This window comes from Pseudomonas vranovensis DSM 16006, assembly GCF_000425805.1.
Lineage (GTDB): Bacteria > Pseudomonadota > Gammaproteobacteria > Pseudomonadales > Pseudomonadaceae > Aquipseudomonas > Aquipseudomonas vranovensis.
On sequence record NZ_AUED01000011.1, the window covers coordinates 242,710 to 264,300 of the forward strand.

Sequence of the window (21,591 nt, forward strand, 5' to 3'; positions counted from 1 at the left end):
TTTTTCCGGCCATTGGCCTGAGGAATACCCATGGACACCAAATTGCTCGATATCCTGGCCTGCCCAATCACCAAAGGCCCACTCAAGCTCAGTGCCGACAAGACCGAGCTGATCAGCAAGGGCGCAGGCCTGGCCTACCCGATTCGCGATGGAATCCCGGTAATGCTGGAGAGCGAAGCCCGTACGCTGACCGATGAAGAGCGCCTTGATAAATGAGCCAGACGTTCACTGTAGTGATTCCTGCGAGGTTGCGTTCTACCCGCTTGCCCGGCAAGCCATTGTTGCTGATCGCTGGCAAGCCGATGGTCCAGCATGTCTGGGAACAGGCGCGCAAGAGTGGTGCCAGCCGCGTGGTCATTGCCACGGATGACGCCGGGATCTACCAGGCGTGCCAGGCATTTGGCGCTGAAGTGCTGATGACCCGGGAAGACCATGAGTCGGGCACTGACCGGTTGGCCGAAGTCGCAGCCCAGTTGGGCCTGGCGCCCGACGCCATTGTCGTCAACGTCCAGGGTGATGAGCCGTTGATACCACCAATCATCATCGATCAGGTTGCCGCGAATCTTGCGGCTCATCCTGAAGCGGGCATTGCCACGCTGGCCGAGCCGATCGAAGACGTCACTGCCGTATTCAACCCCAACGCGGTGAAGGTGGTCAGCGATTGCAACGGCTTGGCCTTGAGTTTCAGCCGGGCGCCGTTGCCCTGGGCGCGCGATGTCTTTGCAAAAAGTCGAGATACTCTGCCCGAGGGCGTGCCTTATCGCCGTCACATCGGCATGTACGCCTACCGTGCAGGCTTTCTGCATGACTTCGTCAACTGGGGACCCTGCTGGCTGGAACAGGCCGAATCGCTGGAGCAGTTGCGAGCGCTCTGGCATGGTGTGCGCATCCATGTGGCCGACGCCATCGAGGCCCCCCCGGTGGGCGTCGATACTCCTGAAGATCTGGAGCGCGTAAGGCGCTTGCTGGAGGCCTGATGCGGGTCTTGTTTGTGTGCCTGGGCAACATCTGTCGCTCGCCCACGGCTGAAGGCGTGTTGCGTAATCAGCTGCAGGCTGAAGGGCTGGAGGTGCTGATCGAAGTAGCGTCGGCTGGTACCAGTGATTGGCATGTCGGCAAGCAGCCCGACAGTCGTACCCGGCGCGCCGCCCAATTGCGTGGTTACGACCTGTCGCAGCAGCGTGCGCAGCAGGTGCGCAGCGCCCACTTCAATGACTACGACCTGATCCTGGCCATGGACAAGAGCAATCTTGGCCACTTGCAGGCCATGCAGCCGGCCGGTGCGAAAGCCGAGCTCGACTTGTTCCTGCGTCGTTACGAAGGGGCACTGGACGAGGTGCCGGACCCTTACTACGGCGGCGAGCAAGGTTTTGAGCAGGTCCTGGACTTGATCGAAACAGCCTGCCGTCAATTGGTCATCGAACTCAAGGGACGTCTATGAGCGGGCAGTGGCAGGAGCAGGTATCGCTCAAGCCGTACAACACCTTCGGCATTGATGTGAAGGCGCGCTACTTCACCCAGGCGCACAGCGACGAAGATGCTCGCCAGGCATTGGCACAGGCGGCTGCGCAAGGGCTGCCAGTGCTGGTGATTGGTGGCGGCAGCAACCTGCTGCTCACCGCGGATGTGCAGGCGTTGGTCTTGCGCATGGCAAGTGCCGGGGTGCGCATTCTGTCTGACGACGGTGAACGGGTGGTTGTCGAGGCTGAAGCGGGGGAGCCTTGGCATCCCTTTGTGCAGTGGTGCTTGTCTCAGGGGCTCGCGGGCCTGGAGAACCTCAGCTTGATCCCTGGCACCGTCGGTGCAGCGCCGATGCAGAACATCGGTGCCTATGGAGTCGAGATCAAGGATGTGTTTGTCGGGTTGACGGCGCTGGATCGCCAGACCGGTGAGCTGCACGAATTCGAGCTCGAGCAATGCCAGTTCGCTTATCGCGACAGCGTTTTCAAGCATCATCCCGGACGCTGGTTGATTCTGCGCGTGCGTTTTGCCTTGAGCCGGGTGATGCATGCCCACCTGGACTACGGTCCGGTTCGTCAGCGTCTGAGCGAGCAGGGCATCTCTGAGCCGACTGCGCAAAATGTCAGCGATGCCATTTGCAGTATCCGTCGGGAAAAACTGCCGGATCCGGTTGAGTTGGGCAATGCCGGCAGCTTCTTCAAGAACCCGGTGGTGGCCGCTGTACTGGCTGACAAGATCCGTGTGCAGTATCCGGGGCTGGTGGCTTATCCACAGGCTGACGGGCAGTTCAAGCTGGCGGCCGGTTGGCTGATCGAGCAGGCGGGTTGGAAGGGGCATCGTGAAGGCGATGCCGGTGTGCACCGTTTGCAGTCGCTGGTGCTGGTCAATTACGGCCAGGCCACGGGTTTGCAATTGCATGAGCTGGCACAGAAGATCCAGGCCGACATTCTTGAGCGTTTTGGTGTGACGCTGGAGATGGAGCCGAACCTGTACTGACCCGCAGGGGCGGGCTTACCGCGCGAAAGCAGCAAAAAAAAAGCCCCGCCAGTTACCTGGCGGGGCTTTTTACTGCCTGGAAGATCAGACGAGCGGTTTGTGCTCTTCGGTGGTTTCCAGGGCTTCGGCTTGCTGCTCGGCCGCTGCTTTGGCTTCAGCAGCGGCAGCTGCCTCGGCTTCGCGCTTGCGGCGACGGACTTCACGTGGGTCGTTAGGTGCGCGACCGTTGCTGGTCAGGGCACTGGCTGGAGCGGGTGCTTCAGCAGGTGCCTCAGTCACTTCGGCTGGCGCTTCGGCAGGTGCTTCAGCGACTGCAACCGGAGCTTCGACAACAGCCGGAGCAGGTTCTGCGGCTACTTCGGCAACCACTTCAGGTTCAGCTTGCACCGGTACCTGGATTTCAGGTTCGGTGGCAACGGCTGGCTCGACAGCTTTAACCTGAGCGACAACCACTTCTTCAACCACTGGTGCGATGCTGACTTCAGCAGTTTCTACCGGTGCCTGGAAGGGCTGCTCGACAACCGGGGCTGCTGCGACTTCAGCCACTTCAACGGTTTCGGTCACTTCAGTCACGGGCTGAGCGGCTTCGACAATCGAAGGCTCGGCAACTGCTTCATCAGAAGGTGCCTGCTCTTCAACAGCAGCAGTAGCACGCTCGGCTTGCTGGTTGGCCTGGGCCTCGGCATCGGCGCTGATGTTGCTGGTTGCAACGGCAGCGGTAACGGCCAGGCCGGCAGCCAGTTCAGCACCCAGCGCGCTTGGCTGTGGCTGTTCTTCGTTGCCTTCCTCGGCACCTTCTACCAGGTTGCCGTTGGCGTCACGCTGACGCTCGCGACGGTTGCTGCGACGACGCTGGCCACGGGAGCGACGACGTGGACGATCGCCTTCGGCGCCTTCCTGGTTGTCGTCCTGCAGCAATTCTTCGTTCGGCAGTTGCTCTTCAGCAGCTTCGGCAGCCTGTTCGGCGGCACGCGGTTGGCGTTCTTCACGTGGTGGGCGTGGTTGACGCTCTTCACGCGGCGCACGTTCTTCGCGCGGGGCGCGCTCTTCACGTGGGGCGCGTTCTTCGCGGGGGGCACGCTCTTCACGAGGCTGGCGTTCTTCGCGCGGGGCACGCTCAGGGCGCTCTTCGCGTACGGTTGGAGTGCCGGCATCCAGTGGCTCGCGCAGTTCGCGGACCGGACGGTCTTCGCGGGAGCGGCGCTCTTCACGTGGAGCACGTGGCTGACGCTCTTCGCGTGGCTGGCGAGGGGCGCGCTCTTCACGGGCCTGGGTTTCTTCGCGAGGTTCACGGGCTTCGCGAGGCTGACGCTCTTCACGCGGTGCGCGTTCTTCGCGAGGCTTGCGATCACGGTCCTCTTCGCGACGGCCGTTGCGGTTACGGCTCTGCTGGCGACCGTTGCGGCGCTCTTCGTTGCGCTGCGGGCGTTCGGTCGCTGGCTTTTCGGCAACGACTGGCGCGGCGGCAGGCTCTTCCTTGCCGGCAAACAGGCTGACCAGCGACTTCACCAGGCCTTTGAACAGGCTTGGCTCAGGCGCAACGTGGACCGGGGCTGCCGGCTGTTCGACGGTGGTCGGCACCGGTGCATTGGCGCGTGCCGGGGCAGTCTTGACCGCGGCTTCCTGGCGAACCAGGGTGCGGGTGGCTGCGGTCGGCTGGACTTCTTCGGTCTCGGCCGCGGCGATTTCGTAGCTGGACTGGCTGCTCAGGGCTTCCGGGCTGTCGTCGCGCAGACGCTGGACTTCAAAGTGTGGGGTTTCCAGGTGGTCGTTCGGCAGGATGACGATACGCGCCCGGGTGCGCAGTTCGATCTTGGTGATCGAGTTGCGCTTTTCGTTGAGCAGGAAGGCGGCAACCGGAATCGGCACTTGAGCGCGAACTTCGGCGGTGCGGTCTTTCAGGGCTTCTTCTTCGATCAGGCGCAGGATAGCCAGCGACAGGGACTCGACGTCACGGATGATGCCGGTGCCGCTGCAGCGTGGGCAGACGATGCCGCTGCTTTCGCCCAGGGATGGACGCAGGCGCTGACGGGACATTTCCAGCAGGCCGAAGCGCGAGATACGACCAACCTGTACGCGGGCGCGGTCGGCCTCCAGGCACTCGCGCACCTTTTCTTCGACGGCACGCTGGTTCTTGGCCGGGGTCATGTCGATGAAGTCGATGACGATCAGGCCGCCGATGTCACGCAGGCGCAGCTGGCGGGCAATTTCTTCGGCCGCTTCCAGGTTGGTCTGCAGGGCGGTTTCTTCGATGTCGCTGCCTTTGGTGGCGCGTGCCGAGTTGATGTCGATGGACACCAGGGCTTCGGTCGGGTCGATCACGATCGAGCCGCCGGACGGCAGGTCGACCACGCGCTGGAAGGCAGTTTCGATCTGGCTTTCGATCTGGAAGCGGTTGAACAGCGGGACGCTGTCTTCGTACAGCTTGATCTTGCTGGCGTACTGCGGCATTACCTGGCGGATGAAGGTCAGGGCTTCTTCCTGGGCATCAATGCTGTCGATCAGCACTTCGCCGATGTCCTGGCGCAGGTAGTCGCGAATTGCGCGGATGATGACATTGCTTTCCTGGTAGATCAGGAAAGGTGCGGAACGGTCCAGGGAGGCTTCCTTGATCGCGGTCCAGAGTTGCAGCAGGTAATCCAGGTCCCATTGCATTTCTTCGCTGCTGCGGCCCAGGCCGGCAGTGCGCACGATCAGGCCCATGTCGGCGGGTGCGACCAGGCCGTTCAGGGCTTCGCGCAGTTCATTGCGTTCTTCGCCTTCGATGCGACGGGAGATACCGCCGGCACGTGGGTTGTTTGGCATCAGGACCAGGTAGCGACCGGCCAGGCTGATGAAGGTGGTCAGGGCGGCGCCCTTGTTGCCACGCTCTTCTTTTTCGACCTGGACGATGACTTCCTGGCCTTCGCTGAGTACTTCCTTGATGTTTACCCGACCTTCCGGGGACTTCTTGAAGTATTCGCGGGAGATTTCCTTGAGGGGGAGGAAGCCATGGCGTTCGGAGCCGAAGTCGACGAATGCGGCTTCCAGGCTAGGTTCGATCCGGGTGATCCGGCCTTTGTAGATGTTGGCCTTCTTCTGCTCGCGCGCACCGGACTCGATGTCCAGGTCGTAGAGACGTTGGCCGTCCACCAGAGCTACACGCAACTCTTCGGGTTGAGTTGCGTTAATCAGCATTCTTTTCATGTAATACCGTCGGTTTCCGGGCTGCCGGAAACGGCGTTCGGCACACACGACTTCTCACGGTCGGTGTCAGGTGCGCAAGGGGTGGCGGGCCACCCCCGTGTCCAGCGACATTCGAGCCAGTCTGGTAACCCAGTGCTGCCGAAGTCGCGACGACGCGTCCTGCTTGCTGTGGTGTCAAATGCACTCAGTCAGGAGGAGGAATCAGCCTTCGGCCGTGGACGCCCCAGGGGCATCTTGATCAAGACCGGGTCCGGTCGCCTGGCCTAAAGGCCGCTGGACTGGACGCAGTACTACACGGTCCGACGGTTGTGCATCTCCACCCTACACGTATCCCTGATAATTCGGGTGCTGCCGCGCGCTGAATCCGCAACGGGTTGCATTTATCGCCAGCTCCAATTGGGGAGCCCGCGCCTTTTATGTCCAAGGCTGGTATTTCCGAAGCCTTCGCCAAGACTGCGTGAAATTGACGGCACTGACAGAGTGGCATCGAAAAAAACGTGGGGGAGGGCGAAATACCGCTCTTGTAGTTTTTTATCGGTCTTCTCTGCACGGCGCTGGTGGCGATTCCAGGCATTTCTGTAAACTGGCAAAAGCCCCGTCGGACGGCCTCGCGTCCTCGAGAATTGCGTCGGTCAGGGCCGGCTAGAAGCCGTGAGTCCGCTGGCCTGCCGCTTTTGGCGGCGTTCGCGACTATAGCAGCAATCATTAAGTGCTTCAAATCCATAAAAAATTGTTATGATTGGCAAATGACGACTAATGCCCCTCCGACCTCCGGCGTCCAGCTGATCGAGGTCGCGCCGGAACTTGCCGGCCAACGAATCGATAATTTTCTTATTACTGCGCTCAAGGGTGTTCCCAAGACCTTGATTTACCGCATTTTGCGTAAAGGCGAAGTGCGCGTGAACAAGGGGCGGATCAAGCCGGAGTACAAGTTGCAGGCCGGTGACATCGTGCGGGTGCCGCCCGTTCGTCTGCCTGAGCGCGACGAGCCTGTGCCGGTGGCCCAGGGTTTGCTTCAGCGTCTTGAAGCCGCCATTGTCTATGAAGACAAGGCCTTGATCGTATTGAACAAGCCAGCTGGTATCGCCGTTCATGGCGGTAGCGGTCTGAGTTTTGGCGTGATCGAAGCCTTTCGTCAGTTGCGTCCGGATGCCAAGGAGTTGGAGTTGGTTCATCGCCTGGATCGCGATACCTCCGGCCTGTTGATGATTGCCAAGAAACGCAGCATGTTGCGTCACCTGCATGCCGCCTTGCGTGGCGATGGTGTCGACAAGCGTTACATGGCGCTGGTACGAGGCCATTGGGCGACAGCCAAGAAACAGGTCAATGCGCCGTTGCTCAAGAGCAACCTGCGCTCTGGTGAACGCATGGTCGAGGTCAACGATGAGGGCAAGGAAGCGCTGACATTGTTCCGTGTTCTGCGCCGCTTCGGCGAGTTCGCAACCATCATCGAGGCGCGCCCGATCACTGGTCGCACTCACCAGATTCGTGTCCATGCCCTGCATGCCGGGCATTGCATTGCCGGCGACAGCAAGTACGGTGATGACGACTTCACTCGTGAAATTCGAGAGCTGGGGGGCAAGCGTTTGTTCCTGCATGCCTATGCCTTGACCGTTCCGCTGCCCGATGGTGGTGAGCTCAAGCTCGAGGCGCCAGTGGACGACATGTGGGCCAAGACTGTGGAGCGCTTGAGTGCAGCGTGATTACGACCTGCTGATTTTCGATTGGGATGGCACCCTGGCTGACTCTATCGGGCGTATTGTCCAGGCCATGCACCTGGCTGCAGGTCGGGTAGGGGAGTCAACCTGTGATGACGCGGCGGTCAAGGGCATTATTGGCCTGGCGCTGCCCGAGGCCATTGCCACCTTGTATCCGCATCTGGGTGACGAGCAGGTCGCAACGTTTCGCCAGCATTATGCCGATGTCTACATGGCGCTGGATGTGCAGCCTTCGCCTCTGTTCGAAGGGGTGGTCGAGTCGCTTGAGGCCTTTCGAACCGAGGGCTATCGTCTGGCAGTGGCTACCGGCAAGGCGCGTCGTGGCCTGGATCGAGTATTGCAAGCCAATGGCTGGCAGGATTACTTCGATGTCACGCGCGCTGCCGACGAAAGCCGTGGCAAACCGCATCCGCAGATGCTTGTAGAGATTCTCGCCCATTGCCAGGTCGAACCGTCGCGTGCATTGATGGTGGGTGACTCGTCATTCGACTTGCTGATGGCCAGCAACGCCGGTATGCATTCGGCCGCTGTCGGTTATGGGGCGATGTCGCTCGAGGCATTGAATGCCTTCAGGCCGCAGGTCTGTCTAGAGCATTTTTCACACTTGCAGGCCTGGTTGAGCCGGTCGCCTGTCGAAGTATTTCCAGGGTAGGTGAGCATGGCTGACGAGTGGAAGGCGCCAAGCGCCGAAGGCAATGAAGAGCAAAAGAGCTGGAAGTTGTTGGAGAAAACCCTCCTGGCGGGCGTGCAAGAACAGCGTCGCGCCAGGCGCTGGGGGATCTTCTTCAAGTTGCTGACCTTTATGTACCTGTTCGGCATCCTTGCCCTGTTTTCGCCTTTGATGAACATGGACAAGGCTGCCTCGCGCAGTGTCACGCATACAGCGCTGGTAGAGGTGCGCGGGGTGATTGCCGACCAGGAGCCTGCCAGTGCCGACAACATCGTCGGTGGTCTGCGAGAGGCCTTCAAGGACTCGAAAACCAAGGCAGTGATTCTGCGTATCAACAGTCCGGGTGGCAGTCCGGTGCAGTCCGGGTATGTCTACGATGAAATTCGCCGGCTGCGCGCGGAGTATCCGGCGATCAAGCTGTATGCGGTGATCAGTGACCTGGGGGCTTCCGGCGCTTACTACATTGCCAGTGCCGCCGACGAAATCTATGCCGACAAGGCCAGCCTGGTGGGCTCCATTGGTGTCACGGCGGCGGGGTATGGGTTCGTCGGTACGATGGAGAAGCTTGGTGTCGAGCGTCGTACCTACACTGCTGGCGAGCACAAGGCGTTTCTTGATCCGTTCCAGCCGCAGAAGCCTGAAGAGACGGCGTTCTGGCAGGGGGTGCTGGAAACCACTCACAAGCAGTTCATTGCCAGTGTCAAGCAGGGGCGTGGCGAGCGCTTGAAGGACAAGGAGCACCCCGAGCTGTTCAGTGGCCTGATCTGGTCCGGTGAGCAAGCGCTGGCCCTGGGGTTGGTCGATGGCCTGGGCAGTGCCGGTTATGTGGCACGTGAGGTGGTGGGCGAGAAGGAGCTGGTGGACTTCACTATCGAAGAGTCACCCTTTGATCGCTTCTCCAAGCGCCTGGGTACCAGCATTGCGGAGCGTCTGGCGATGTGGATGGGCTTTCAGGGGCCTTCGTTGCGCTGAGTGTCCTGGGATGTAGAAAGGCCGGCCCCTTGAGGCCGGCTTTTTCGTGCCGCTCCTACAAGGTGATGCCCTCTTGCAGGAGCATGTCTATCAGGCGGATCAGTGGCAGGCCGATCAGGCTGGTGGCGTCGACGCCGTGGGTGCTCTGGAACAGGCTGACACCCAGGCCCTCGGCCTTGAAGCTGCCGGCGCAATCGTAGGGCTGCTCGATGCGCAGGTAGCGCTCGATGCGTGGCAAGTCCAGTTCGCGCATGTTGACCGTGAATGGCACGCAATCGACCTGGCAGTGGCCGGTCTGGCTGTTGAGCAGCGCAAGGCCTGTTAGGAAGGTGACGTGATTGCCGCTGGCCGCGAGCAACTGCTCGCAGGCTCGCTCGAAGGTGTGCGGCTTGCCGAGGATCTGTTCGCCGAGTACGGCAACCTGGTCGGAGCCGATGATCAGGTGGTCGGGGTGGTTTGTCGCGAGTGCCTGGGCTTTTTCCCGGGCCAGTCGTTTTACCAGGTCCAGGGCTGGCTCTTGCGGGTATCGTTGTTCGTCTATGTCGGGGCTTGCCCAACTGAATGGCAGGTGCAGGCGGGCGAGCAATTCGCGGCGATAGGGTGAGCTGGAAGCCAGTAACAAAGGCAGCATGATGAACTCCTGGGCAGGTGAAACGATTCTAACATGCTGAACGGAGCCGAATTTCCTTTGACAGGGGCGGGGGTCGTCCCTAGAATGCTGCGCCTATGTTGAATGACCCGATTCCACCTCACGTTGACCCGCGCAAATTGGCCGATCGTGGTGTTTCTATTGAAGGAACGCTGCAGCTCGCCGATTTGGAGAGACTCTGCGACCCGCTTTCCGATAATGTCGGTACGGTGCAGGCTAAATTCGATTTTGAGCGAGACGAGCAGAAGGCCGTGGTTATCCACACCTCACTCGACGTCGAGGTCAAAATGGTTTGCCAGCGTTGTCTTGAGCTGGTCACCCTGCCGATCCACAGCGAGTGTACCTACGCCGTGGTGAAGGAGGGTGCGAATACCCAGTCGTTACCGAAAGGTTATGACGTGCTGGAACTGGGCGAAGATCCTTTGGATCTGCAGGCCTTGGTCGAGGAGGAGCTTCTGCTTGCCTTGCCCATCGTGCCTGCTCATCATCCGGAAGAATGCCAGCAGCCGGCGGGCGCCGATGAGCCCGAACCGAGCAAGGACGAGGTAACACGGTCCAACCCGTTCAGTGTATTGGCGCAGTTAAAGCGTGACCCAAACGTTTAGGAGTTAATCAATTATGGCTGTTCAGCAGAACAAAAAATCCCGCTCTGCCCGTGACATGCGCCGTTCGCACGACGCCCTCTCGGAAAACGCTCTGTCCGTAGAGAAAACCACTGGTGAAGTGCACCTGCGTCACCACGTATCGCCAGAAGGCGTATACCGTGGTCGTAAAGTGATCGACAAGGGCGCTGACGAGTAATCCTTGTCCGCTCAGATCATCGCGATTGACGCAATGGGCGGGGACTTCGGTCCCCGCAGCATTGTTCAGGCGAGTATTGCTTGCCTGTCAGCTACCCCCTCGCTGCACCTGACCCTTGTCGGTCAACCCTCCCTCCTTGAAGATCTGATCGCTGGCCAGCCGGCAGCGGATCGCGCGCGCCTGCAGATTGTCGCTGCCAGCGAAGTGATCGGCATGGACGAGCGGCCCTCCCAGGCTTTGCGTGGCAAGCCCGATTCCTCCATGCGCGTGGCGCTTGAATTGTTGCGTGATGGCAAGGTGCAGGCGTGCGTGAGCGCGGGTAATACGGGGGCGCTCATGGCGCTGTCGCGCTATGTGCTCAAGACGCTGCCTGGCATCGATCGACCGGCCATGGTTGCGGCCATCCCGACCCAGTCCGGCTACTGCCAGTTGCTTGACCTGGGTGCCAATGTCGACTGCAGTGCAGAAAACCTCTTCCAGTTTGCGGTCATGGGCTCCGTTGCGGCCCAGGCCCTGGGGATTTCCCGGCCGAGGGTGGCGCTGCTCAACGTTGGTACCGAGGACATCAAGGGCAATCAGCAGGTCAAGCTGGCAGCCAGCCTGCTGCAGAACGCTCGCGGCCTCAACTATATTGGCTTCGTTGAAGGCGACGGTCTGTACCGTGGTGAGGCGGATGTGGTGGTGTGCGACGGTTTCGTAGGCAATATCCTGCTCAAGTCCAGCGAGGGGCTTGCGACCATGATCGGCTCGCGCATCGAGGCCCTCTTCAAGGGTGGGCTTGGGGCGCGTCTGGCAGGTGCAGTGGCCATGCCGCTGCTCAAGCGCCTGCAGGCTGATCTCGCGCCGGCGCGTCATAACGGTGCAAGTTTTCTCGGCCTCCAGGGCATCGTCATCAAGAGTCACGGTTCTGCGGGTGTGCAGGGCTTTCAGAGTGCCATCCAGCGGGCCCTGATCGAAATTCAGGAGAACCTGCCCCAGCGTCTGCACGGGCGGCTGGAAGACCTGTTGCTTTAGGCATATCCGTCAGGAAGTGGTTAAATGTGACCGCTTGGTCCGCGTTAACATCCAAGTTTTCAGTTTCTTGTGCTCAGCCGCGCGCTGGGCGCTTCATTTCCGACGACAAGATCATTAGGGGCTTGTTCAATGTCTGCATCCCTCGCATTCGTCTTTCCCGGTCAAGGTTCGCAGTCCCTCGGCATGCTTGCCGAGCTGGGCGCTCAGTATCCGTTGGTTATTGATACCTTCCGCGAGGCCTCCGAGGCTCTGGGCTATGACCTCTGGGCGCTGACCCAGAACGGCCCGGAAGAGCAACTCAATCAAACCGACAAAACCCAGCCGGCCATCCTGACTGCCTCGATCGCCCTGTGGCGCTTGTGGCTGGCGGAAGGTGGTGCGCGTCCTGCATTCGTTTCCGGCCACAGTCTGGGTGAGTACAGTGCGCTGGTTGCCGCCGGCAGCCTGAGCCTGGCCGATGCGGTCAAGCTCGTGGAGCGCCGCGGTCAGCTCATGCAGGAAGCCGTTCCGGCCGGGCAGGGCGCCATGGCAGCCATCCTGGGCCTGGACGACGCCGATGTCGTGGCCGTCTGTGCCGACGCTGCCCAGGGTGAAGTCGTCAGTGCGGTGAACTTCAACTCGCCTGGCCAGGTGGTCATTGCTGGCGCCAAGGCAGCCGTCGAGCGTGCCATGGAGGCCTGCAAGTCCAAGGGCGCCAAGCGTGCGCTGCCGCTGCCGGTGAGCGTGCCATCGCACTGCGAGCTAATGCGTCCTGCTGCCGAGCGCTTTGCCGAGTCGGTCAATGGCATCGACTGGAAGGCTCCGCAGATCCCGCTGGTACAAAATGTAAGCGCTGCCGTGGCGGCCGACCTGGACACCCTCAAGCGCGACTTGCTCGAGCAGCTGTTCAAGCCGGTCCGTTGGGTCGAGTGCGTGCAGACCCTGGCCGCCAATGGCGCGGTGCAGCTGGTCGAGTGTGGTCCGGGCAAGGTCCTGGCTGGTCTGAACAAGCGCTGCGCTGACGGCGTCAACACCTTTAACCTCAATACCCCGGATGCTTTCGCCGCCACCCGTGCGGCGCTGGCCTGAATTAGGAGAAGCTTGCATGAGCCTGCAAGGTAAAGTTGCACTGGTAACCGGCGCCAGCCGTGGTATTGGCCAGGCCATCGCCCTGGAGCTGGGCCGTCTGGGCGCGACCGTGATCGGTACCGCGACCTCCGCTTCGGGTGCCGAGCGCATTACCGCCACCCTCAAGGAGCACGGCATCACCGGCACCGGCATGGAGTTGAACGTGACCAGTGACGAATCCGTCACTGCCACCCTCGCTGCCATCCAGGAACAGTTCGGTGCGCCGACCATCCTGGTCAACAACGCTGGTATCACGCGTGACAATCTCATGCTGCGCATGAAAGACGACGAGTGGTTCGACGTCATCGACACCAACCTGAACAGCCTCTACCGTCTGTCCAAGGGCGTGTTGCGCGGCATGACCAAGGCGCGCTGGGGTCGTATCATCAGCATCGGTTCGGTGGTGGGTGCGATGGGTAACGTCGGCCAGGTCAACTACGCAGCCGCCAAGGCCGGCCTGGAAGGTTTCAGCCGCGCCCTGGCTCGTGAAGTCGGCTCCCGTGCCATCACCGTCAACTCGGTGACCCCAGGCTTCATCGATACCGACATGACTCGCGAATTGCCGGAAGCTCAACGCGAAGCGCTGCAGACCCAGATCCCCCTGGGGCGTCTGGGCCAGGCTCAGGAGATCGCCAATGTGGTGGCTTTCCTGGCTTCCGACGGCGCAGGTTATGTGACTGGCGCTACGATTCCGGTCAACGGCGGCATGTATATGTAAATCTAATGTGACGGATTGCTTCAAAAAAATGTCATACGAGCTGTCTAAAATCCGTTATAAAGCTGCAACCAGATTCTAGTCGGTTGGCAGGTGTGGTCTGGCGAGGCGTGTTGCGCTTGAAAAGCAGACGTCTTTCTATACACTTACACACCGGCCAGCTGCCTGACATATGTCCATTAGGAGTGAAAACAAGGTATGAGCACCATCGAAGAACGCGTCAAGAAAATCGTCGCCGAGCAACTGGGCGTTAAAGAAGAAGAAGTAGTGAACACTGCTTCCTTCGTCGAAGATCTGGGTGCCGATTCCCTTGACACCGTTGAGCTGGTGATGGCTCTGGAAGAGGAATTCGAGACCGAAATCCCTGACGAAGAAGCTGAGAAGATCACTACTGTTCAAGCTGCTATCGACTACGTCAACAGCCACCAGGGCTAAGACGTTGTAGTCGTCGCTTCTTGTCATGGAAAAACCGCACTGCCTTCGCCGGCGTGCGGTTTTTTCTTTACAAGACATGTAGTCAATGTGAATAAGGAGAGTGCTGTGTCGCGTAGACGCGTCGTGGTCACCGGTATGGGTATGCTGTCGCCACTGGGTACGGATGTGCCGAGCAGTTGGCAGGGCATTCTGGCTGGCCGCAGTGGCATAGGTCTGATTGAACATACGGACCTGTCTGCCTACTCCACCCGTTTTGGCGGCTCGGTAAAGGGCTTCGAGGTTGAGCAGTACCTGTCGGTCAAGGAAGCCCGCAAGCTCGATCTGTTCATTCAGTACGGCCTGGCAGCCGGTTTTCAGGCAGTGCGCAACGCCGGCCTGGAAGTGACCGATGCCAACCGCGAGCGCATTGGCGTCGCCATGGGCTCGGGTATCGGCGGTCTGACCAATATCGAAGAAACCAGTCGGACGCTGCATGATCAGGGCCCGCGACGCATTTCGCCGTTCTTCGTGCCAGGTTCGATCATCAACATGATTTCCGGTTTCCTGTCGATCCATCTGGGGGTACAGGGGCCTAACTACGCCATTGCCACTGCTTGCACCACCGGTACTCACTGTATCGGCATGGCTGCGCGCAACATCGCCTTCGGTGAAGCCGATGTGATGATCGCTGGCGGTGCGGAAATGGCAGCCTGCGGCTTGGGCATGGGTGGCTTCGGTGCCTCGCGCGCGCTGTCGACCCGCAATGACGACCCGACCCGGGCCAGTCGCCCATGGGATAAAGGCCGTGACGGTTTCGTCCTCTCTGACGGTGCCGGCGCCCTGGTGCTTGAAGAGCTCGAGCACGCCAAGGCTCGTGGCGCGACCATCTATGCCGAGCTGGTCGGCTTTGGCATGAGTGGCGACGCCTACCACATGACCTCTCCGCCAGAAGACGGCAGCGGCGCCGCGCGTTGCATGGTCAACGCCCTGCGTGATGCCGGCCTCAATGCTGACCAGGTGAGCTACATCAACGCCCACGGCACTTCGACGCCAGCAGGCGACCTGGCAGAAGCCTCGGCGATCAAGTCGGTGTTTGGTGATCATGCCTACAAGCTGGCAATCAGCTCGACCAAGTCGATGACCGGCCACCTGCTCGGCGCCGCCGGTGCAGTAGAGGCGATCTTCAGCGTGCTGTCGATCAACAGCCAGGTAGCACCGCCGACCATCAACCTCGATGAGCCGGACGAAGGTTGCGACCTGGACTTCGTGCCGCATGAGGCGCGCAACATGCCGATCGACGTGGTGCTGTCCAACTCCTTCGGGTTTGGTGGTACCAACGGCTCGCTGGTGTTCCGCCGGTTCGCCGACTGATGCACAGTTGGCTCGATGGCCTGCCGGCTGATGCAGTCAATCTGCAAAGCCGCGGGCTGGCCTACGGCGATGGTCTGTTCGAGACCATCGCTGTGCGGGCCGGTCGGCCATCGTTGCTCGAGTACCACCTCGAGCGCCTGGCGCTGGGTTGCCAGCGCCTGGCGATCAGTGTTGATCACGGCCTGGTTTGCGATGAGCTCTGCCGTTACGCCAGTGCGTTGGGTGACGGAGTACTCAAACTGATTCTTGTGCGTGGCGACAGCCAGCGCGGCTATGCGCCTGCCGCTGGGGCGGCGCCACGACGTATCCTTCAGGGCAGTCCCTTGCCCTTCTATCCTGCCCGGAATGCCGAGCAGGGTATTCTTTTGTTCCCCTGTACCACGCGTCTTGCGGAACAACCCTTGTTGGCGGGGCTCAAACATCTCAATCGGCTCGAGCAGGTCCTGGCGCGTTCCGAATGGCAGGATCCCGAGCATGCCGAAGGCTTGATGCGCGACACGTCGGGCCGGGTCATCGAAGGGGTGTACAGCAATCTGTTCCTGGTCAGTGATGGCCAGCTGCTGACCGCTGACCTGAGTCGTTGCGGTGTGGCCGGCGTCATGCGGGCGGCGCTGATCGCGCAGGCTGGAGCAGCTGGTATTCCGGTGAGGATTGCCGATCTGTCCCTGCAGGACCTGGAGCAGGCCGATGAAGTCTTCGTCTGCAACAGCGTTTATGGCGTTTGGCCCGTGCGCGCATTTGACTCGCTGAACTGGTCGCCGGGACCACTCACCCGTAAACTGCAGGCCATTGCCCGTACGTTACTGGATACCTGATTTGTGAGACGTAAATTCTTGGTGCTGCTGGAGACTGGATTGATCCTGGCAGGCCTGATGCTGGGTTTTTCGGCCTGGAAAGTGAACTCGGCGCTCGAGCAGACCCTGCATGTAAGCCAGGAGCAATTGCTCGACGTGCCGACCGGCACCAACCCCAATCGCATGTTCTACCGCATGGAGAAAGACGGCCTGCTGAACGACGCGTTCTGGTTGCGCCTGTACTGGCGCTTCAACATGGCAGGCGTGCCGTTGCACACGGGCGAATACCGCGTGACGCCCGGCATGACCGTACGCGACCTGTTCGAAGTCTGGCGTCGGGGTGATGTGGTGCAATACAGCCTGACCCTGGTCGAGGGCTGGAACTTCCGCCAGGTACGCTCGGCACTGGCCAAGCATGAAAAGATCAAGCAGACCATCGACGGCCTCAGTGATGTCGAGGTCATGGACAAGCTTGGCCATCCCGGTGTGTTTCCCGAAGGGCGGTTCTTCCCGGATACCTACCGTTTTGTTCGTGGCATGACCGATGTAGAGTTTCTCCAGCAGGCTTACGCCCGCCTGGAAGAGGTGCTGGCCAAGGAGTGGGCGGCGCGTCCCGCCGACTTGCCGTATCGTGATCCATACCAGGCGCTGATCATGGCCTCGCTGGTGGAGAAGGAGACGGGGGTGCCCCAGGAGCGTGGCGAGATCGCCGGCGTGTTCGTGCGGCGCATGCGTATCGGCATGTTGTTGCAGACCGATCCGACAGTCATCTACGGCATGGGCGAGCGTTACAACGGCAAGATCACCCGTGCCGACCTGCGTGAACCGACGCCCTACAATACTTACACCAATGCTGGACTGCCGCCGACCCCGATCGCCATGGTGGGGCGTGAAGCCATCCATGCCGCGCTGAACCCGGCCCCGGGTACCAGCCTGTACTTCGTGGCGCGTGGCGATGGCAGCCATGTCTTCTCTGATGACCTGGATGCGCACAACTCGGCTGTTCGCGAATATCAAATCAAGCGTCGTGCCGATTATCGTTCGAGCCCGGCCCCTGTGGTTCCAGTCGAGGCTCCTGCCCAGGAAGCCCCCGTCGAAGAGCCCCCTGCCGAGGCAGGCCAGGCGCTCCCTGAACCGGAAGCGCCAGCCAGCGAACCCACCCCGCAATGATCAACTGTAAGGACTGCCTGTGAGCGGCTTGTTTATTACCCTGGAAGGTCCCGAAGGCGCTGGCAAGAGCACCAATCGCGAGTACCTTGCCGAGCACCTGCGGGCCGAGGGCGTGGATGTGGTCCTGACCCGTGAGCCAGGCGGTACGCCGCTGGCCGAGCGGATCCGCGAACTGCTGTTGGCGCCCAGCGAAGAGATCATGGATGCCGACACCGAGCTGTTGCTGGTGTTTGCCGCCCGTGCCCAGCACCTGGCGCAAGTGATTCGCCCGGCCCTGGCCCGAGGGGCGGTGGTGTTGTGCGATCGTTTCACTGATGCCACCTATGCCTATCAGGGCGGCGGTCGCGGCCTGTCGGTGTCGCGCATCGCCACATTGGAACAGTTCGTCCAGGGCGACCTACGCCCGGACCTGACCCTGGTCTTCGACCTGCCTGTGGAAATCGGATTGTCGCGGGCGGCGGCGCGTGGTCGCCTGGATCGCTTCGAGCAGGAGGGGCAGGTCTTTTTCGAGGCTGTACGCCAAGCCTACCTGGAGCGTGCCAAGGCTGCTCCCGAGCAATACACGCTGATTGACGCCTCTCAGACCCTGGCACAGGTACAACAGTCTCTGGATGCCTTGCTGCCGCAGATCCTGGAGCGTTGCCGTGGCTGAGGCCTACCCTTGGCAGCAGACCTTGTGGCAGCAACTGGCCGGGCGTACACAGCATGCCCATGCCTACCTGCTGCATGGTCCTCTGGGCATCGGCAAGCGCGCGCTGGCCGAGCGCCTGATGGCGTTGCTGTTATGCCAGCGCCCGGCCAATCTCCAGGCCTGTGGCCAGTGCAAGTCGTGCCTGTTGCTGGCTGCCGGCAGTCACCCGGACAACTACGTACTGGAACCGGAGGAGGCCGACAAGCCCATCAAGGTCGACCAGGTGCGTGACCTGGTGTCGTTCGTGGTTCAGACCGCACAACTGGGCGGGCGCAAGGTGGTGCTGATCGAGCCGGTCGAGGCGATGAACATCAACGCTGCCAATGCCTTGCTCAAGAGTCTTGAGGAGCCGTCGGGCAACACCGTGTTGTTGCTGGTCAGCCATCAGCCCAGCCGCTTGCTGCCGACCATCAAAAGTCGCTGTGTCCAGCAGGCCTGTCCGCTGCCGGATACCGCCCAAAGCGTGGCCTGGCTAAGCAAGGCGCTGCCTGATTGTGACGAACAGGAGCGCCTTGAGTTGCTCACCCTGGCAGCGGGTTCGCCGCTGGCGGCGGTCAGCCTTCAGGCCCAGGGTGTGCGCGAGCAGCGTGCGTTGGTGGTCGAGGGGGTCAAGAAGCTGCTCAAGCAGCAGCTGTCCCCCAGCCAGCTCGCTGAAGCCTGGAATGCTATCCCCTTGCTGCAGTTGTTCGACTGGTTCTGTGATTGGTCCAATCTGGTCCTGCGCTACCAGTTGACCGAAGACGAGGAAGGGTTAGGCTTGAGCGACATGCGCAAAGTCGTGCAGTACCTGGCGCAGAAAAGCAGCAAGGGCAAGGTGCTGGAGATTCAGGACTGGATCCTCGCCCAGCGCCAGAAGGTGCTGTCGAAGGCCAATCTCAATCGTGTGCTGCTGCTCGAGGCGCTGCTGGCGTCCTGGGCGATGTTGCCTGGCCAACGTTGAGCCCGGCGTTCGAATTCATTCATTTTTCAGTGTTGTCGTGAAGCCATGCTTGTAGATTCCCATTGTCACCTCGATCGTCTCGACCTTTCCGCGCACCAGGACTCCCTGGATGCCGCCCTCGAGGCGGCCCGGGCGCGAGGTGTCGGTCACTTTCTGTGTATCGGCGTCAGTGCCGACAACGCCAAGGCGGTCAAGGACCTCAGCGAGCGCTACAGCGATGTCGACTGTTCGGTGGGGATTCATCCGCTGGACTTGACCCCTGACGGCGCTCCGCCGCTGGAATGGCTGCTCAAGGAGCTTGAACACCCGCACGTGGTAGCCATCGGTGAAACCGGGCTGGACTACCACTACGAGCCCGAGGCGGCCGAGGTCCAACAGGACTCCTTCCGTCTTCACTTGCAGGCGGCGAAAGTCACCGGCAAGCCGGTCATCATCCATACGCGGGCGGCCCGGGCCGATACCCTGGCGTTGCTGCGCGAGGCCGACTTGAGTCAGACGGGGGTGCTTCACTGCTTCACCGAGGACTGGGACATGGCCAGGGCGGCGCTGGACCTGGGCTACTACATCTCGCTGTCTGGTATCGTCACTTTCCGCAATGCCGATGCCCTGCGGGATGTGGCTCGACAAGTCCCGGCCGATCGCCTGCTGGTAGAAACCGACTCTCCATACCTGGCGCCTGTCCCTCATCGTGGCAAAGCGAACTTGCCGCAGTACGTGCGTGAAGTGGCGGAGTTTGTCGCGATGCTGCGGGGAGAAAGCTATGAGCAACTGGCTGAGCAGACCACGGCCAACTTCAAGCGTCTGTTTCCGCTGGCACGGGTCCGCTAGGGGCAAGCTCGCAGGCACAAAATGCAGGCAAAAAAAACCCGGGTTCTGGGGGGTGAATCCGGGTTAAGACCATTAGGAGTAAAACAAAGGTACGCGGTCCCTGAGCACCTTTATCGGCGCGCCACTTGGGGGGATGCGCCGCGCCAACACCTGAAGTATTGGTCAGGATTGGCGGGCTGCCAGCGCCGGCTGGTCGTTTTTTAAACAGATTTGGAATACGGCTGCCGCTGCTGAGCACTCAACGCTCTGCTATTTGTCTCACTATTGCGAGAGTTTCGTCGATTATCGCCTCGGGCGTGTAGAAGTGCGGTGAAAATCGTATACCTTGGCCTCGAGTGATGCAGACCACCTGCTCCTGCTTCAAGTGTTGATAGACCTGAAGGTTATCAATCCCGTCGATGCTGAATGAAACGATGCCGCCACGTCGTGTCGGGTCCTGTGGGCTGTGCAGGCGTACGTCGGGAATCGCCGCGAGACCATCGTGCAACCAGGCCACTCGCTCGGCCAGCAAGGCAGCCACCTGGTCCATGCCCACAGCTTCAAGCAGCGACAAGCTGGCCTCCAGGGCTGCTGCGCCGAGCATGTTCGGGCTGCCGCATTCAAAGCGCCGGGCGCTGTGTGCTGGTTCCCAGGTGGTGCGGGTGTAGTCGCCCATGTGCTCGAGCATATGCCAGCCGTATTCGCTGAGTTTGAGCCTAGGGCGAATTTCGCGCCGGCAATAGAACACTCCAAGGCCCTCCGGGCCGAGCATCCATTTGTGTCCGTCGGCCATGGCGAAATCGCACTGGTAGGCCTGGACATCAAAGGGCAGGGCGCCCAATTGTTGGATGGCATCGATACAGAACAGTACCTGGCGTTCGCGGCAGCCCTGGCCGAGCTGTGCCAGGTCCAGGCGCAGCCCGCTGGCGAATTGTACTGCGCTGATGGCCAGCAATCGAACCCGAGGCCCGCAGGCCGCCAGCAGATCGGCTTCCGGGTCCGGCCCCTTGAGGCTGACCTGGACCACTTCGACGCCCTGGTTGGCCAGAGCCTCCCAGACAATGCGGTTGGAGGGGAACTCCTCGTCACTGATTACTATCTGGTCACCGGCCTGCCAGGCGAGTCCGAAGGCGACGAATGAAAGCGCTTCGGAGGTGTTCTTGACCAGGGCGATGTCATCGGTCGACGGCGCGTTCGTCAGGCGCATAAGGCGTTCACGCAGGCGCTGCTCCATGAGCATCCAGTCCGGATAGTCCCTTGCGCCCAGTAAAACGTTCTCCTGGGCGAAGCGCGCAACCGCCTGGCTGGCGCGTTTCGGCCAGGGTGCCACGGCTGCATGGTTCAGATAGCGAAGGCCCGGGGCCTGTTCGAACTCTTCAAGAAACATAGACATGGTTGGATGATCCGTGCATTTTGGCGCAAGTTAGGCATAATAACCGGCTTCGATTTTGATCCAGTCCTTCTTATGCAGAAAGAACCTCGTAAGGTCCGTGAGTTTCGTCGCCGTGAGCAAGAAATTCTCGATACCGCGCTCAAGCTGTTTCTCGAACAGGGTGAAGACAGTGTCACCGTCGAGATGATCGCTGATGCTGTCGGTATCGGCAAAGGCACGATCTACAAGCACTTCAAGTCAAAGGCGGAGATCTATCTGCGCCTGATGCTCGACTACGAGCGCGATTTGAACGAACTGTTGCACTCTGCCGACGTTGACCGCGACAAGGAAGCCCTGTCGCGCGCCTACTTCGAATTTCGCATGCGTGATCCGCAGCGCTACCGGTTGTTCGATCGCCTCGAAGAGAAGGTGGTCAAGGGTAACCAGGTTCCCGAGATGGTCGAGGAGCTGCACAAGATCCGTGCGTCCAACTTCGAGCGCCTGACCCTGCTGATCAAGGGTCGCATCAGCGAAGGCAAGCTTGAAGACGTACCGCCGTACTTCCATTATTGCGCTGCCTGGGCCTTGGTGCATGGGGCCGTAGCGCTCTATCACTCGCCGTTCTGGAGCAATGTGCTGGAGGATCAGGAAGGTTTCTTCCAGTTCCTGATGGACATCGGCGTGCGCATGGGCAACAAGCGCAAGCGTGACCCGGACGGCGCCGGCAGCTGAGGCATTCAGGG

At 60.8% G+C, this 21,591-nt stretch carries 23 protein-coding genes; 20 read left to right on the plus strand and 3 right to left on the minus strand.

From position 1 onward, the window contains the following. Window positions 1-30 precede the first annotated feature (30 nt). Genes H621_RS0112725 through murB form a run of 4 tightly spaced genes read left to right on the plus strand, consistent with a single transcriptional unit; the run spans window position 31 to window position 2,457 of the window. The gene (locus H621_RS0112725; RefSeq protein WP_011532874.1) at window positions 31-216 is read left to right on the plus strand and encodes a Trm112 family protein; all 186 of its coding nucleotides are present in this window, start codon (window positions 31-33) and stop codon (window positions 214-216) included. Next, window positions 213-977 carry a 3-deoxy-manno-octulosonate cytidylyltransferase gene (kdsB, locus tag H621_RS0112730; RefSeq protein WP_028943770.1) on the plus strand — a complete coding sequence of 255 codons (765 nt, stop codon included), beginning with the start codon at window positions 213-215 and terminating at the stop codon, window positions 975-977. Before H621_RS0112725 ends, kdsB begins: the two co-directional genes overlap by 4 nt. Next, the gene (locus H621_RS0112735) at window positions 977-1,441 is read left to right on the plus strand and encodes a low molecular weight protein-tyrosine-phosphatase (protein WP_028943771.1); all 465 of its coding nucleotides are present in this window, start codon (window positions 977-979) and stop codon (window positions 1,439-1,441) included. Before kdsB ends, H621_RS0112735 begins: the two co-directional genes overlap by 1 nt. Next, window positions 1,438-2,457 (plus strand): UDP-N-acetylmuramate dehydrogenase, encoded by a 1,020-nt coding sequence (murB, locus tag H621_RS0112740; RefSeq protein ID WP_028943772.1) that lies wholly within the window; start codon window positions 1,438-1,440, stop codon window positions 2,455-2,457. Before H621_RS0112735 ends, murB begins: the two co-directional genes overlap by 4 nt. A gap of 84 nt (window positions 2,458-2,541) precedes the next feature. Here the strand turns inward: murB and rne are convergent, their stop codons facing one another. After that, window positions 2,542-5,643 carry a ribonuclease E gene (rne, locus tag H621_RS0112745; RefSeq protein ID WP_084167957.1) on the minus strand — a complete coding sequence of 1,034 codons (3,102 nt, stop codon included), beginning with the start codon at window positions 5,641-5,643 and terminating at the stop codon, window positions 2,542-2,544. Between the two features lie 746 nt (window positions 5,644-6,389). On the opposite strand from rne, the gene rluC reads away from it, so the two are divergent. Genes rluC through H621_RS0112760 form a run of 3 tightly spaced genes read left to right on the plus strand, consistent with a single transcriptional unit; the run spans window position 6,390 to window position 9,003 of the window. Beyond that, on the plus strand, window positions 6,390-7,346 hold the full coding sequence (gene rluC, locus H621_RS0112750) for a 23S rRNA pseudouridine(955/2504/2580) synthase RluC (protein WP_028943774.1): 957 nt from the start codon (window positions 6,390-6,392) through the stop codon (window positions 7,344-7,346). Then, window positions 7,336-8,013 (plus strand): HAD family hydrolase, encoded by a 678-nt coding sequence (locus H621_RS0112755; protein WP_028943775.1) that lies wholly within the window; start codon window positions 7,336-7,338, stop codon window positions 8,011-8,013. The genes rluC and H621_RS0112755 overlap by 11 nt, the downstream gene beginning before the upstream one ends. A 6-nt stretch (window positions 8,014-8,019) precedes the next feature. Then, on the plus strand, window positions 8,020-9,003 hold the full coding sequence (locus H621_RS0112760) for a S49 family peptidase (protein ID WP_028943776.1): 984 nt from the start codon (window positions 8,020-8,022) through the stop codon (window positions 9,001-9,003). Between the two features lie 55 nt (window positions 9,004-9,058). Here H621_RS0112760 and H621_RS0112765 read toward each other — a convergent pair whose 3' ends face one another. Then, the gene (locus H621_RS0112765) at window positions 9,059-9,634 is read right to left on the minus strand and encodes a Maf family protein (RefSeq protein ID WP_028943777.1); all 576 of its coding nucleotides are present in this window, start codon (window positions 9,632-9,634) and stop codon (window positions 9,059-9,061) included. A 95-nt stretch (window positions 9,635-9,729) separates the two neighbouring features. Between H621_RS0112765 and H621_RS0112770 the strand changes: the two genes are divergently transcribed. The 12 genes from H621_RS0112770 to H621_RS0112825 all read left to right on the plus strand — a co-directional run bounded on the left by H621_RS0112770 (window position 9,730) and on the right by H621_RS0112825 (window position 19,497). Then, window positions 9,730-10,257, plus strand: a complete 528-nt coding sequence (locus tag H621_RS0112770; RefSeq protein ID WP_028943778.1) for a YceD family protein — start codon at window positions 9,730-9,732, stop codon at window positions 10,255-10,257. Between the two features lie 13 nt (window positions 10,258-10,270). Continuing rightward, window positions 10,271-10,453: a 50S ribosomal protein L32 gene (rpmF, locus tag H621_RS0112775; RefSeq protein WP_010223221.1), complete on the plus strand. Its 183-nt coding sequence runs from the start codon at window positions 10,271-10,273 to the stop codon at window positions 10,451-10,453. Between the two features lie 3 nt (window positions 10,454-10,456). Beyond that, window positions 10,457-11,467, plus strand: coding sequence for a phosphate acyltransferase PlsX (plsX, locus tag H621_RS0112780; RefSeq protein ID WP_084167958.1), 1,011 nt, complete (start codon window positions 10,457-10,459; stop codon window positions 11,465-11,467). Between the two features lie 129 nt (window positions 11,468-11,596). Continuing rightward, the gene (fabD, locus tag H621_RS0112785) at window positions 11,597-12,535 is read left to right on the plus strand and encodes an ACP S-malonyltransferase (RefSeq protein WP_028943780.1); all 939 of its coding nucleotides are present in this window, start codon (window positions 11,597-11,599) and stop codon (window positions 12,533-12,535) included. Between the two features lie 16 nt (window positions 12,536-12,551). Continuing rightward, the gene (gene fabG / locus H621_RS0112790) at window positions 12,552-13,292 is read left to right on the plus strand and encodes a 3-oxoacyl-ACP reductase FabG (RefSeq protein ID WP_028943781.1); all 741 of its coding nucleotides are present in this window, start codon (window positions 12,552-12,554) and stop codon (window positions 13,290-13,292) included. Between the two features lie 195 nt (window positions 13,293-13,487). Continuing rightward, window positions 13,488-13,724, plus strand: coding sequence for an acyl carrier protein (gene acpP / locus H621_RS0112795; RefSeq protein WP_025261008.1), 237 nt, complete (start codon window positions 13,488-13,490; stop codon window positions 13,722-13,724). Window positions 13,725-13,829: 105 nt separating this feature from the next. Then, window positions 13,830-15,074: a beta-ketoacyl-ACP synthase II gene (gene fabF, locus H621_RS0112800; protein ID WP_028943782.1), complete on the plus strand. Its 1,245-nt coding sequence runs from the start codon at window positions 13,830-13,832 to the stop codon at window positions 15,072-15,074. After that, a complete protein-coding gene (pabC, locus tag H621_RS0112805) occupies window positions 15,074-15,889 on the plus strand; it encodes an aminodeoxychorismate lyase (RefSeq protein ID WP_028943783.1) in 816 nt (271 codons plus the stop codon). The genes fabF and pabC overlap by 1 nt, the downstream gene beginning before the upstream one ends. Window positions 15,890-15,892: 3 nt before the next feature. Continuing rightward, complete coding sequence (gene mltG, locus H621_RS27075; RefSeq protein WP_051270529.1) at window positions 15,893-17,038, plus strand: endolytic transglycosylase MltG; 1,146 nt, start codon at window positions 15,893-15,895, stop codon at window positions 17,036-17,038. A gap of 19 nt (window positions 17,039-17,057) precedes the next feature. Then, entirely contained in the window at window positions 17,058-17,690 is a 633-nt protein-coding gene (gene tmk, locus H621_RS0112815; protein WP_028943784.1) for a dTMP kinase, read from the plus strand. Further along, window positions 17,683-18,669 (plus strand): DNA polymerase III subunit delta', encoded by a 987-nt coding sequence (locus H621_RS0112820; RefSeq protein WP_028943785.1) that lies wholly within the window; start codon window positions 17,683-17,685, stop codon window positions 18,667-18,669. The genes tmk and H621_RS0112820 overlap by 8 nt, the downstream gene beginning before the upstream one ends. A 45-nt stretch (window positions 18,670-18,714) precedes the next feature. Next, complete coding sequence (locus H621_RS0112825; RefSeq protein ID WP_028943786.1) at window positions 18,715-19,497, plus strand: TatD family hydrolase; 783 nt, start codon at window positions 18,715-18,717, stop codon at window positions 19,495-19,497. 238 nt (window positions 19,498-19,735) lie between these two features. Here the strand turns inward: H621_RS0112825 and H621_RS0112830 are convergent, their stop codons facing one another. Continuing rightward, window positions 19,736-20,869, minus strand: coding sequence for an aminotransferase class V-fold PLP-dependent enzyme (locus H621_RS0112830; protein WP_028943787.1), 1,134 nt, complete (start codon window positions 20,867-20,869; stop codon window positions 19,736-19,738). A gap of 72 nt (window positions 20,870-20,941) precedes the next feature. On the opposite strand from H621_RS0112830, the gene H621_RS0112835 reads away from it, so the two are divergent. Continuing rightward, entirely contained in the window at window positions 20,942-21,580 is a 639-nt protein-coding gene (locus tag H621_RS0112835) for a TetR/AcrR family transcriptional regulator (protein ID WP_028943788.1), read from the plus strand. The last annotated feature ends 11 nt before the right edge of the window (window positions 21,581-21,591 follow it).

What these genes read in the sequence shown, in the direction of transcription:
- H621_RS0112830 (WP_028943787.1), bottom strand. Translation starts at nt 20,869, where the DNA reads ATGTCTATGTTTCTTGAAGAGTTCGAACAGGCCCCGGGCCTTCGCTAT.
- H621_RS0112725 (WP_011532874.1), top strand. Translation starts at nt 31, where the DNA reads ATGGACACCAAATTGCTCGATATCCTGGCCTGCCCAATCACCAAAGGC.
- H621_RS0112765 (WP_028943777.1), bottom strand. Translation starts at nt 9,634, where the DNA reads ATGCTGCCTTTGTTACTGGCTTCCAGCTCACCCTATCGCCGCGAATTG.
- rne (WP_084167957.1), bottom strand. Translation starts at nt 5,643, where the DNA reads ATGAAAAGAATGCTGATTAACGCAACTCAACCCGAAGAGTTGCGTGTA.
- rpmF (WP_010223221.1), top strand. Translation starts at nt 10,271, where the DNA reads ATGGCTGTTCAGCAGAACAAAAAATCCCGCTCTGCCCGTGACATGCGC.
- murB (WP_028943772.1), top strand. Translation starts at nt 1,438, where the DNA reads ATGAGCGGGCAGTGGCAGGAGCAGGTATCGCTCAAGCCGTACAACACC.
- kdsB (WP_028943770.1), top strand. Translation starts at nt 213, where the DNA reads ATGAGCCAGACGTTCACTGTAGTGATTCCTGCGAGGTTGCGTTCTACC.
- fabD (WP_028943780.1), top strand. Translation starts at nt 11,597, where the DNA reads ATGTCTGCATCCCTCGCATTCGTCTTTCCCGGTCAAGGTTCGCAGTCC.
- fabG (WP_028943781.1), top strand. Translation starts at nt 12,552, where the DNA reads ATGAGCCTGCAAGGTAAAGTTGCACTGGTAACCGGCGCCAGCCGTGGT.
- H621_RS0112760 (WP_028943776.1), top strand. Translation starts at nt 8,020, where the DNA reads ATGGCTGACGAGTGGAAGGCGCCAAGCGCCGAAGGCAATGAAGAGCAA.
- H621_RS0112735 (WP_028943771.1), top strand. Translation starts at nt 977, where the DNA reads ATGCGGGTCTTGTTTGTGTGCCTGGGCAACATCTGTCGCTCGCCCACG.
- pabC (WP_028943783.1), top strand. Translation starts at nt 15,074, where the DNA reads ATGCACAGTTGGCTCGATGGCCTGCCGGCTGATGCAGTCAATCTGCAA.
- H621_RS0112825 (WP_028943786.1), top strand. Translation starts at nt 18,715, where the DNA reads ATGCTTGTAGATTCCCATTGTCACCTCGATCGTCTCGACCTTTCCGCG.
- rluC (WP_028943774.1), top strand. Translation starts at nt 6,390, where the DNA reads ATGACGACTAATGCCCCTCCGACCTCCGGCGTCCAGCTGATCGAGGTC.
- H621_RS0112835 (WP_028943788.1), top strand. Translation starts at nt 20,942, where the DNA reads ATGCAGAAAGAACCTCGTAAGGTCCGTGAGTTTCGTCGCCGTGAGCAA.
- acpP (WP_025261008.1), top strand. Translation starts at nt 13,488, where the DNA reads ATGAGCACCATCGAAGAACGCGTCAAGAAAATCGTCGCCGAGCAACTG.
- H621_RS0112770 (WP_028943778.1), top strand. Translation starts at nt 9,730, where the DNA reads ATGTTGAATGACCCGATTCCACCTCACGTTGACCCGCGCAAATTGGCC.